This window comes from Colwellia marinimaniae (assembly GCF_002207865.1).
Taxonomy (GTDB): domain Bacteria; phylum Pseudomonadota; class Gammaproteobacteria; order Enterobacterales; family Alteromonadaceae; genus Colwellia; species Colwellia marinimaniae.
Map to the genome: position 1 here is coordinate 54,466 of NZ_BDQM01000021.1, position 12,513 is coordinate 66,978.

Sequence of the window (12,513 nt, forward strand, 5' to 3'; positions counted from 1 at the left end):
TACGCCTTTTAATTCTCGCTGAGTGTGAAATTACTTAATAGACTTGGTATAATTAACGCTTTTGTTGCTTTATCTATTTTTTATAAGCTCATAATCAGATAAGCTATAACGTTAACAAATAAAAATAACTAGATTTGTACGATCAGGAAATCCTTTCATGTCAGATACGCTCGAATATAGCCTTGATGGAATAGAACAAGTTCCCTTAAGACAATTTACTGAAGAAGCTTATTTAAACTACTCCATGTACGTTATTATGGATCGTGCCTTGCCACATATTGGTGATGGCTTAAAGCCCGTACAAAGACGCATAATTTATGCAATGTCAGAGCTTGGTTTATCTGCGACAGCTAAATATAAAAAATCAGCACGGACTGTAGGCGATGTGCTAGGTAAGTTCCACCCACATGGTGATAGCGCCTGTTATGAAGCCATGGTTTTAATGGCACAACCTTTCTCATATCGCTATCCCTTAGTAGATGGCCAAGGTAACTGGGGTGCACCCGATGACCCTAAATCTTTTGCCGCCATGCGTTATACCGAGTCGCGCTTATCAAAATTTAGTGAAATATTACTGGCTGAATTAGGCCTAGGGACAGTGGATTGGCAGCCAAACTTTGATGGCACCCTGAAAGAGCCCATTACCCTACCAGCGCGTTTGCCACATATTCTCCTGAACGGCATTACCGGTATTGCTGTTGGTATGGCAACGGATATACCGCCGCACAATGTCCGGGAAGTGGCCGCTGCCTGTGTGCATTTAATTGAGAATCCTAAAGCTGAAGTAAGTGACTTGCTCGAGTTTGTTAAAGGGCCAGATTATCCTACCGATGCTGAGATAATTACCCCTAAAGCCGATATTGAAAAAATTTACCAAACCGGGCGTGGTAGTATTAAAATGCGCGCCGTTTATGATGTTGAACATGGCGATATTGTGGTCACGGCACTGCCACATCAAGCCTCTGGCGGTAAAATATTAGAGCAAATTGCTGGCCAAATGACGGCGAAAAAGCTGCCTATGGTGGCCGATCTTCGTGATGAGTCTGATCACGAAAATCCGGTACGTCTCGTGATAATTCCACGTTCAAATCGTGTCGATATTGAACAGTTAATGCAGCATTTATTTGCCAGTACCGATTTAGAAAAAAGCTTTCGTGTTAATATCAACATGATAGGTTTAGATAACCGTCCGGCAGTTAAAAACTTACTGGTCATTTTATCTGAATGGCTTGAATTTCGTCGTGAAACCGTCCGTCGTCGTTTGCAATATCGTTTAGATAAGGTCTTGGCACGTTTACATATTCTTGATGGTTTACTGGTTGCCTACTTAAACATTGATGAAGTGATAGCGATCATTCGTGGTTATGATGATCCTAAAGCCGAATTAATGTCACGCTTCTCTTTATCAGATACACAAGCGCACTCCATTTTAGAAATTAAACTGCGTCAACTTGCTAAGCTTGAAGAAGTCAAAATTCGCGCCGAGCAAGATGCATTACACCTTGATCAAGATTACTTAGAGAAAATCCTTAGTTCAAAAGCGCGTATGAGTACACTTATGAAAAAAGAAATTCTTGCTGCCGCTCTAGAATATGGTGACGATCGCCGCTCTAGAATAGTTGAACGAACTGAATCAAAAGCACTGACTGAAAAAGATTTAGTACCAAGTGAAGCTGTCACTATTGTCTTATCCGATAAAGGTTGGGCACGTTGTGCTAAAGGTCATGATGTAGACCCAACCAGCTTAAGTTATAAGGCGGGTGATGGTTATTTATGCTCTTCAAAAGGGCGGAGTAATCGCCCTGTGGTCTTTATCGGCTCCGATGGCAGGGCATTCACGACTGACGCTCATACCTTACCCACGGCTCGCTCGCAAGGCGAACCACTTACCGGCCGCTTTAATTTGACCACAGGGCGGAGCTTTGTCCATAGCCTAATGTCAGATGACGAGGCTAAGTACCTATTAGTCAGTGATGCCGGTTATGGCTTTGTCAGTAGCTTTGCTGATATGGTCAGTCGCAATAAAAATGGTAAGGCGTTAATCAGTTTACCGGAAGCTGCTAAGGTGATGGCGCCGCAATTAATTAACAATTTTGACACTGACTACTGTCTAACCATTACTAGTGAAGGGCGTATGCTGGTGTTTCCAGTAAAAAACTTACCGGAACTCAGTAAAGGTAAGGGCAATAAAATTATTAATATTCCTTCTGCCCGAGCAAAAACGAGAGAAGAGTTTGTCAGTATACTTGCTATTATTCCACAAGGGGCTGCCATTACCTTACATGCAGGTAAGCGTAAACTTACCCTGAAAGCTACGGATATCGAACACTATATGGGAGAACGTGGTCGCCGTGGTAATAAACTGCCTCGTGGTTTACAACGTGTTTCACAAATAGAAATTGAATCTACAGCGGTAAATAATGTCAGCGACGACAGTGTTGATGAAACGCCACCAATAAGTGAATAAAGCTGTTTTGAGTTAACAACTTTGTGCAGAGGTTATAAGAAAAAATAAGGCCAACAAATGTTTAACGTTTGTTGGCCTTTTTATATGATTGTTTTTTAAAATAATTGCTTGCTGGTAACCATGTTGATATTGGCTTGAGGAAAACTGCTGCTGGTGTAGAGCAAGCGATCTTCTGTTGCAATATAGGTCAGACTATCATTTTTATATATGGAGTTAAGCGGTAATCTAACTAGCGGCGTTTGAACTTTATTTTTGAGATCGTAGGAGATTAATTGATAGTGATCATCAAAGGTTTTCTGATAGTAGACATGACCTTGCTCATAAGTCCATGCGTATAAAGTATTAAAGAAGTCACCCTCTATTACTCTCTCACCTGCTTGCCTATCATTGATGTTCTTTTGCCATAAGCCTTTTCTAAGTTTGGTATAAAGCAAGGTCTCGGCTGATATCATTACGCCGTAGCGTGCACCATCAAAAGTGAGGCGCTGGGTACTGGAGTCTGCGATATTAATGCTATAAAGATCGGTATGTTTATCACCATAGATGGCCGAAATAATTTGCTTATCATCCATAGACCAATTTGGTCGATTATGCTGGAAAAAGGGGCTGCTGAGTAATGTGACTCGCTCATTCTTTACTGAGTAAATATATATACCATCGCCTCTATCTTCAGATAACGGCGCTAAAAAGGCGACATTTTGACCATCATGTGACCATTTAGGGTAACGTAATGTTTGTTTTAAATTGGTTAACTGTTTACGGGCGCTACCATCGGGTTTAGCTGACCAAAGTTCATCAAAGCCAGACTCATTGGAAGAAAATACTATTAAATCAATTATTGGGTTGTAATCAGGTGATTCATAGGTGAAATCTGATTTTAATACCGGGAAAGGGCTACTCGCTATAGCATCATTTAGCTGTAAGCTTACCAGGGAAGAGGTTTCTATTCGTTCTTGGTAATACAATTGTTGTGATTGTTTAGCAATGCTCGGGTAGCTAAAGCCTGTTAAGTTCAATGCCTGTTTTACTCGATTATCAATATCGATAACAAAACCAAAGCGATTATCTGCTCGTTGGGCAGCAAAGACTAATTTTTGGCTATCGCCAAACCAAGACATACCGACAATATCTTCTTCATCATAAGTAAGTTGTTCTGTCTCTTTAGTTGCTAGATTAATAAGGTAAATGTTTTCACTTAAGCGGTTGATTCGCCTAGAAACAGCCAGGTATTTACCATCGGGGGAGAATGACATATCTCTATCTTTATAACTACAATCTCTATCACAAGAAAATCGCGTCATGGCAAAGTTTTTTGATGACAAATCAATAAAGTATATGCCTGTTCTCTTTGCTAAGCCGCCCTTGTTATAGACAGCAAGAGTTTGGTCATCAGGGGATATATCAAGGTAATAATAAACCCCTTGCATTGGACAAGTGGCTAGTTGTGTTTCTTGTTGGCTAGCGACTTTTAATTGGATGTAATAGCAGCTGTTGTTGGCCTTATCTTTACGAGAAAAATACAAGTATTGGCCGTCGTTACTCCAAACGCTATGTCTTTCTATGGCACTATCAAAGGTTAATTGTTTTGGTGGTAACTCAACTTGATGAGTGTCTTTCATAAACAAGTTGGTTGGTTGATTAGCCGATACTTGGCTATAGACTAAAAAGCGACCATCGGGAGAGGGCGAAGGAAAAAGTTCACTACCGGGGTGTTTAGTGATAGCGGTAATTTTAATATCGTTGTCACTGGCTAATTGCTGAATATAAAGCAGCACTAACAAGCTGAGGATTAAAGTTACCAGTACATGAGTACTGTTAATGTTTATCGCTTTACTCTTGTTAGCGGTAAGTGCAGTGGTATTCGCTGTTGGTTGATTATTTGCTTTATCTTGCTCTTGATATACTGAATTTTTAATAGAGCTATCAACGGAGTAATTTATTGAACTTTCTAGCGGCTCAGGGTTAGATACTTTACTTATATTTGATGGGCTATTTTGCCATTGCGGCTCTGGCATTAATTGATAGCCAGCTTTGCGAATGGTCTTAATTATTTCTTCTTCGCCGTGATAGCTTTACCGTTGCCACGCCACTAGTCATCATGGGGAGAGAAGCCATCGGTGATACTGGCCTTGGCGAAATGGCGCAAATTTTAGTTGAAAATATGCCGTCGCTTTCTTATGGCACCAGTAATGCTACCAGCCAATCAAGTGTATCAAATACTGGTATTACTACCGTTGAATTACGTAACTTAGGTGCTAACCGTACTTTGACCTTAATTGATGGTCGACGCGTGGTATCAAACTCAAAAAGTGGTAATTATGTCAGCATGAGTACCATCCCATCGGGTATGGTAAAAAGAGTTGAGGTTATTACCGGTGGTGCCGGTGCGACTTATGGTGCAGATGCGGTATCCGGTGTGGTAAACATTATTACCCAAACCGATAAAGAAGGATTTGATTTTAAAGTCCGTGGCGGTGAAAGTACAGATGGCGGCGCTAAAGAATTTACCATTGATGCAAGTTTCGGTGATTTATTTGCCGATGACCGCGGTTATGTGTTTTTTAGTGCTAATTATGATAAAGACTATGGACTTAAATATGGCGATCGTCAGCGTGCTGCGCAAGAAGCATCATTTCGTTATAATTCTGACACCATGCGCAATGAAATTCGTACTGAGAATGGCTTTCAATCACTTTATGAAACACCGATGAGTGACTGGCGTAACCGCAGTGATGGTACCCCAGGTGGTGTTTTCTTAGAATCAAGTAAATACGACACCACTTATTGGTATAATGAAAAAGGTCAGAATACTGATTGGAATGAAGAAAGAGATGGCATTAACACTCGTGAATTTGTGCAGCTTAAAGTACCGAGTGAACGTTTTTCAGCAGCAATAAAAGTAGATTTTGATATTACTGATGATGTGATGTTTTATTCACAAGTCCAGTGGAGTGGTAACTACACGGTTAATGATAAATCACCTGAAGATTCAGGCGATACTGAATCAGCTACTTATACTGATAGAGTAACAGGTGAACCAGGGGTAGTTAAATTGGGCTATATCCCAATTGATAACCCTTATGTACCTGATAATATTCGTGAAACAGTGGGCCAATATAAAGATCGTATTTATTGGGATCGTCGCTTTACTGAAGTAGGTCCAGTCTCTACTGATAACGAACGTGAAACTGTACGTGCTTGGGCTGGTTTGCAAGGCACTATGTTTGATGGTGCTTGGGATTGGGATATCTCGGCCAGTTACGGTAAATTTCACCAACGTCAATATCGTAATAATGAAATTGATGTTTTTAAAGCAAAAAATGCTTTAGATGCAGGCTACGCTGCTGACGGAAAAACTATTCAGTGTAATGATGCCGAGGCACGTGCTGACGGTTGTGTTGCTTTAGATTTATTTGGTGAAGGCTCTATTACTCCAGAAATGGCAGATTATATTCGTGTTAACCCAACACTTAATGTTTATAACCAACTCACCACTATTATGGGCTATGTCACTGGGGATTTATTTGAAATGCCGGCCGGCCCAGTAGCGACAGTATTTGGTTTTGAATACCGTAAAGATACACAAGAAGCGGTTACTGATGATGCGCTAACTTACGGTGGTATTACCTGGAACCTAATCCCTGCGTTTAAAGGTGAAATAAACGTTGCCGAAGTATTTGCTGAAGCGTCAATTCCTTTATTGCGTGATATGCCGGGTGCTGAATACTTATCCGTAGAAGCATCTATTCGACTATCTGATTATGATATTAAAAATGTTGGTGTAGTCTCTAGTTATAAATTAGGCTTCTTATGGACAGTAGGTGCCGGTGTTAATTTACGTGCTAACTACGCAATCTCACAACGTGCACCCAGTGTAAATGAGTTATATGAACCAGCAGCAGGTGATTTTGATAGCTTTAATGATATCTGTGCCGATGTTACTGCAACATCAACAGATCCAGGGCATGCTAACTGTCGTTTAGAGCCAGGTATTGCCGCGACAATAGCTGCTGAAGGTATATTTGAAGATGAAGGCAGTAGTTATTCGCCAAATGCGGGTAATCCTGAGTTATTTGAAGAAACGGGTACCACAATGACTTTAGGCGCAACGTATGAGCCTACTTTCTTTGACGGTTTTAGTATTGCGATAGATTACTATGATATTGCTATTACTGATGCGATTGATGAGTTTGGTAACGAGCAAATTCTATCTCAGTGTTATGATTCAAGCATCAAATTGGGTGATGATAATGAATTCTGTGATGTTATTAAGCGTGATGCAGAAGGCCAGTTAGAAGAAGTTTTACAACGCAGTTATAACATTGATGAGTTAGGTACACGTGGTGTTGATATCGCCGTTGCTTATGCTTATGACATGAACAGCTTTGGTCGTGTGAAGTTCAAAATGGATTGGACTCATATGTTAGAACACTCTAAAACAGTCACGGGTAATGACGGTGTAATTAAAGAAGATTACGTCGGTTACGCAAGTTATGGCACATTTGAAGATAAAGCTGCCGCTTCTATTGCTTGGTATTTAGATGATCTACGTGTTCGCTGGAGCACCACTTATAAGAGTTCAGCGCTTCGTAGTTTAAGTACACAGGAAAGTTGGCAAGCCGATATGGATAATAATACAGAGCTTTGTGCTGCTGGCGATGTCGACTGTGTGAAAAATCCACAATCATTAGCTTTCCAAGAGCTTAGTTCTTACTTTAAACATAACTTATCAGTGTCTTATAAGATTGAAATGAGTGATGATTCTTCAGTACGAGTGTTTGGTGGTGTGAATAATATCTTTGATAATAAAGGTGAGTTCTACTACGGTGGTCGCGGTAACTTTGGTAGTGAATACGATGCCGGTACCGGTCGTTTTGTTTACCTAGGTGCACAAGTTAGTTTCTAAGCTTAACTTGTAAGCATAATTTGTAAGGTAAATTATTATGGCGGTTAGCCTTAGCTAAGCGCCATTTTTAAATCCTCACATGGAAGTGGTTTTTTTTCTTAATAAAATAGTTTTCTGTCGCGTATTTATTGTTCATATTGTTACCCTTACTTTTCCGGAGTTTCCATGTTTTCTTACTTTTTCATAACCGTGCGCTCAGTCGCGCTGACCTCAATTATATTGCTAGCAAGCAGTGCCTCAGCTTTTGCTTTGCCTCTGTCAACGAATGTATCCGATGAGAAAGCAAAAGTAGACGAATTTTTACCACAGTTAGTGCCGGTATTAGCACCAGTAAATGATGGTCCTTATGTTTTTGTTAATGAGCAACAACAGCTAGAGTCTTACTGGCTTTGCCAAGGCGAAGTGCTAACACAAACCACTACAGCGGTAAGTTTCCCGACCACGATCTCAGCTTGTAATATGTCCGCTGCTGTTCATGCTCTTAGTAGTGTTGAAAATAAAATACTTGAATTCTCAGGCGATTATCCCGTTGCCGCTCTAAGTGACTTTCACGGTAAATATGACTTAATGATTGAGCTATTAACCAATAACAACATTATTGATGAAAACAAAAACTGGGCCTTTGGCAAAGGCCATTTTGTTATTACCGGTGATATCTTTGACCGTGGTGACAAAGTTACTGAAATATTGTGGTTTTTATATGACCTAGAGCAGCAAGCTCAAAAAGCCGGCGGTGATATCCATCTGACCTTAGGTAACCACGAAGTGATGATCTTAAATGGTGATTTACGTTATTTACACCCTAAGTATATTGAAAGCGCGAACAAGCTAAATAAACCCTTTGAACAGCTATTTAGTCCAAATAGTATTATCGGCAATTGGCTGCGTAGTAAACCTGTACTTGTTAAAGTAAATAATATGCTATTTGCTCATGGTGGCTTTCATCCAAGTTTAGCCACAGAAAAACGTACTCTAGTAGAAATAAATACAGTGTTTAAAGATAGTCTGATTAAAGCTGAGCTTGATAAACCCCGAGCAGGCTGGGCAAAGTTTTTGCATAAAACTAATGGGATTATTTGGTATCGTGGTTACTTTGCGAATGATTACCCAGAAGGTTCTAAAAAAAGCGATAAGGGTGCGACCAGTGCTGAAATTGACTTGTTACTTAAGCATTTTGATGTCGAACATCTCATTGTCGGCCACACCTCACAAAAACAAATAGAGACACGCTATCAAGGTCGCGTAATAGCCATAGATTCAAGTATCAAACGTGGTAACTATGGTGAGATATTATTTATCGAAAACGGTAAAAAATGGCGCGGCAGTTTAAGTGGTAAAGTACTGCCGCTGTACCATCAATAATGACTACCCGTGATATTTAGTTATAAAAAAAGCCAGTACTTAAGGTACTGGCTTTTTTATAAAAATTTATCGCTTAGTTAACTAAGCGCTATGCTGAGATATTAATCTTTAAGTTCAGCATTATGATAAACATGCTGAACATCATCACAGTCATCTAACAGAGCAATGAATTTTTCAAAATTTGCTAGGTCTTCTTCACCTTCAACATCAATATAGTTTTGCGGTACCCAAGTGATTTCTTCAACTTCTAACTCAAATTGTGGCATAGAGTTAGCAAATTCAGTTTTGATTTTGAAAAATTCAGTATGAGGTGCGTAAACGGTAATAATGCCATCGTCTAATTCAACATCAGTAATATCAATATCAGCCATCATTAGGTTTTCTAAGACAATTTCATCATCTTCACCTTTAAAGGCAAACACAGCTTGATGATCAAACATATGAGAAACAGTACCAGAGGAACCAATTTTTGCATTGCTTTTACTAAAACATTGACGAATATCTTTAATGGTACGGTTACCGTTATCGGTTAAGCAGTCAATAATAACCATGCAGTTGCCTGGGCCAAAGCCTTCATAACGTGCTTCAACGAAATCTTCACCACCAGCACCAGAAGCCTTTTTAATGGCATTATCAATAACATGAGTTGGAACTTGATCTTTCTTGGCGCGGTCGATTAAGGCACGTAAAGCAAGGTTACCATCGGGATCAATACCACCATTTTTAGCACAAACGTAAATTGCTTTACCGTACTTAGAGTAAACTTTAGTTTTGGCCCCAGCGGTTTTGGCCATAGATAATTTACGGTTTTGGTAAGCTCTGCCCATCTCAATGTCTTCTTTTATGTTCAAAAAATATAATGCGTTAGATTCTATCAGCCTCAATGGCTGCTTGACTAGTGTTCTTGCTGATAAATTAGTAAAAGTTGCGCTTAGCTCAAGGGAATTTTAGCCATTACCACTAGGAGTGATTAGGTAAAATAAATACTTGCTATTATGGAGTTGTTTTTATACCTTAGTTATTGGTTTTCATGATAATAACTCTAACAGTTACTATGAATAAATATGATAAATATAAGGGTCTCTATATTACTGAAGGCGGCTGCGGCACTTTATTACTTGGCTCAAGTGGTTTACCGTTAAAAAAGGTTAGCCGCGACTTTAAAGCAAGAGGCGAGCGACGGCTGGCTCTATTAAGCATTTTGCCCTTAGTGGTAATTTCACGCCAGCTTGCTCGCATTATACTTACCAAGCTATTGCACGTTTTGGCGTGATTAAAGCTGTCAATATCGGGATTTAATGGATTAAGCGTTGTAATTCCTGATTGTGTTCACGTCATCAATGATCCCGTGCCAGCTGGCTTATCAATGATACCGCCAAGTAAATAGCCAAGGAATTGCCGCAGGATAAAATGATGAAAAAGCTTATTTTTTGTTTTGATGGTACTTGTAATAACCCGGAAGATGTCGGTGATATTGATGATGATGCAAGTATCAGTAATATTCTAAAATTACATATCTTTTTGGGTGGCAAGCTAACACCCGCCAATGGCTGCAATGCATTGACACCGGAACAGCATAGCTTTTATTACAGTGGTATTGGTAATAGAGGTAACTGGTTAATTCGAGCCATTAATGCCGTCGTTGCCCCAGTTTATGGGGAAATGGATGATATTCTCAGCGAGGCTCATGCTGATTTAAGTCAGCACTATAGCTCAGGTGATGAAGTTTATATTTTTGGTTTTAGTCGTGGCGCAGCTATTGCTAGAATGTTTGCCGCACATTTAGCCATGCCAGTTAAGTTTATCGGTGTTTTTGACACCGTTGCTGCTATCCGAGGCTCACTGGATTTAGATCCTAATACCTTTCCAGCCAGTGGTATTGTTTTTGAAAATGATATTTTAGCACCACATATTGCCAATGCCCTGCACATTCTTGCCCTTGATGAGCGGCGCTTATGGCTGCAACCCACTTTATTTAATCAAGATGAACGGGTTAAAGAGGTCTGGTTTGCTGGTAGTCACAGCGATATTGGTGGCGGCTACTGGTTTGATGGTTTAGCCGATATTTGTTTACAGTTTATGTTAGATAATATTGCTAAGCAATTGACGGTTTTGTCTGTTGAGCAACTAGATTATTCAGCACTAAAAATCCCCGGGTCGAGTGATGAAATCACTTTTGATGATATTGTGATAAAGCCTCTGGTATCTGGCAAAATACATCGGCAATTGTTTACTTATAGTCATGCGTTCACCCATGCGATACGTAGTGTCAGAGTCAATGTAAATGAAGTTGCTTCGAGTAACTTGGCTATTATTCATTGTAGTGTTGCGCAACGATATCAACAGTTGCTTGACTACCGACCTTATGCTTTGTACAGGATAAATTATCAACTACTTGATGAACAGGGCAGCTTAACAGAGCAATGTTTTGGTGTTTCTGCCTTAGCCGAACATTATAGCCAAGCTGATGGTATCAAGTGACTCTAATTGAACGGTAATATCATTCGTTACTCGATTTTGTCAGATGTTTTTGGCAAAGCAGAAGCATAAAAAAATAAAATCAACTCGCTGATATAAGTATTCATTGCATATTGTTATCAGCCTCTGAAGTACTGTTTACCTGTGATATAAGCTATGCTATAACCGTATTTTTTATCTAGCTTAGGGAGTACGATTGTGACTGAGCAATTATCCGTACAATTAACAGAACAAGAAATCATTAATAAAATCACGCAACGTCAATGCTTTACCGCGACGATTGCCGGCGGCGCATTTACCCTGAAAATTGAGCAATACCTACCTGTTATGTCTGCAGCTATTCATGATGGCGGCAATTTACGCGCAGAATTAGACGATAACTGTTTGTTGGCAAAAGCAGAACGTTATTACGAAGAAGATCCCTATACTGCGAGTTTTATTGCCGAGCAAGCCATTACCTTAATTGCTCATGACTCGCGCTATGAATATGATTTAAATCGCAATACTGATGAGTGTGTTTATGAAACGGCTTGGGGCAAAGAAATATGGAAAACGCCACTCAGTGAACAGATGATTAGCACAAGTAAGGCTAAACATGCTCAGTTTTACCGTATTGTTGCCGCATTAGTAGAGGCCTTAGTGGCAGATTTTGGCCAATGTCTTATTTATGATAATCACTCTTATAACTATAAACGCCATGAGAGAAAAGACTTACCGGTAATAAACGTCGGCACAAGTTCTGTTAAGGGCGAGCAATGGCGAGCAATTATTGATAGTTGGCTCGAGGCACTACAAAACATGCAGGTGGATGGTATTGAAATGTCTGCCGCAGAAAATGATATCTTTTATGGTAAAGGCCATTTAGCAGGCTTTTGTCATAGTCGCTATGATAATGTCTTAGTGCTGGCGACTGAAGCGAAAAAAGTTTTTATGGATGAATTAACCGGCCAAGCGGATGAGCTGATTTTACCTTCATTACAGCGTGTTTATAATGATACGGTTGCTCAACATACTCAGTGGTATATCAACAACTATCATAAAAATTAGCTTTCATTACCGCGTGTTTATAATGATATTGTTGCTCAGGTATGTCCAACAATATCAGTGGTATATCAACAACTATCATAAAAATTAGCTTTCATTACCGCGTGTTTATAATGATATTGTTGCTCAGGTATGTCCAACAATATCAGTGGTATATCAACAACTATCATAAAAATTAGCTTTCATTACCGCGTGTTTATAATGATATTGTTGCTCAGGTATGTCCAACAATATCAGTGGTATATCAACAACTATC

Annotated in this window: 8 protein-coding genes; 6 read left to right on the plus strand and 2 right to left on the minus strand. The window is 39.7% G+C overall.

Features of this window, described 5'->3' with window-relative positions; translation table 11 throughout:
* Positions 1 to 157 precede the first annotated feature (157 nt).
* Positions 158 to 2,467: a DNA topoisomerase IV subunit A gene (parC, locus tag MTCD1_RS12570; RefSeq protein WP_057181995.1), complete on the plus strand. Its 2,310-nt coding sequence runs from the start codon at positions 158 to 160 to the stop codon at positions 2,465 to 2,467.
* Positions 2,468 to 2,562: 95 nt separating this feature from the next.
* Here parC and MTCD1_RS12575 read toward each other — a convergent pair whose 3' ends face one another.
* On the minus strand, positions 2,563 to 4,482 hold the full coding sequence (locus tag MTCD1_RS12575; protein WP_057181993.1) for a TolB-like translocation protein: 1,920 nt from the start codon (positions 4,480 to 4,482) through the stop codon (positions 2,563 to 2,565).
* Positions 4,483 to 4,562: 80 nt separating this feature from the next.
* Between MTCD1_RS12575 and MTCD1_RS12580 the strand changes: the two genes are divergently transcribed.
* Entirely contained in the window at positions 4,563 to 7,373 is a 2,811-nt protein-coding gene (locus MTCD1_RS12580) for a TonB-dependent receptor domain-containing protein (protein ID WP_331456600.1), read from the plus strand.
* A gap of 165 nt (positions 7,374 to 7,538) precedes the next feature.
* On the plus strand, positions 7,539 to 8,735 hold the full coding sequence (locus MTCD1_RS12585; RefSeq protein WP_057181989.1) for a metallophosphoesterase: 1,197 nt from the start codon (positions 7,539 to 7,541) through the stop codon (positions 8,733 to 8,735).
* A gap of 101 nt (positions 8,736 to 8,836) precedes the next feature.
* On the opposite strand, the gene MTCD1_RS12590 is transcribed toward MTCD1_RS12585, so the two are convergent.
* Entirely contained in the window at positions 8,837 to 9,562 is a 726-nt protein-coding gene (locus tag MTCD1_RS12590; RefSeq protein WP_057181987.1) for a YebC/PmpR family DNA-binding transcriptional regulator, read from the minus strand.
* Between the two features lie 364 nt (positions 9,563 to 9,926).
* On the opposite strand from MTCD1_RS12590, the gene yidD reads away from it, so the two are divergent.
* The 3 genes from yidD (at position 9,927) to MTCD1_RS12610 (ending at position 12,260) form a co-directional block, all read left to right on the plus strand.
* Positions 9,927 to 10,034 carry a membrane protein insertion efficiency factor YidD gene (gene yidD, locus MTCD1_RS12600; protein WP_082606573.1) on the plus strand — a complete coding sequence of 36 codons (108 nt, stop codon included), beginning with the start codon at positions 9,927 to 9,929 and terminating at the stop codon, positions 10,032 to 10,034.
* Positions 10,035 to 10,148: 114 nt separating this feature from the next.
* The gene (locus MTCD1_RS22145) at positions 10,149 to 11,216 is read left to right on the plus strand and encodes a T6SS phospholipase effector Tle1-like catalytic domain-containing protein (protein WP_057181985.1); all 1,068 of its coding nucleotides are present in this window, start codon (positions 10,149 to 10,151) and stop codon (positions 11,214 to 11,216) included.
* Positions 11,217 to 11,411: 195 nt separating this feature from the next.
* A complete protein-coding gene (locus MTCD1_RS12610; protein WP_057181983.1) occupies positions 11,412 to 12,260 on the plus strand; it encodes an N-formylglutamate amidohydrolase in 849 nt (282 codons plus the stop codon).
* The last annotated feature ends 253 nt before the right edge of the window (positions 12,261 to 12,513 follow it).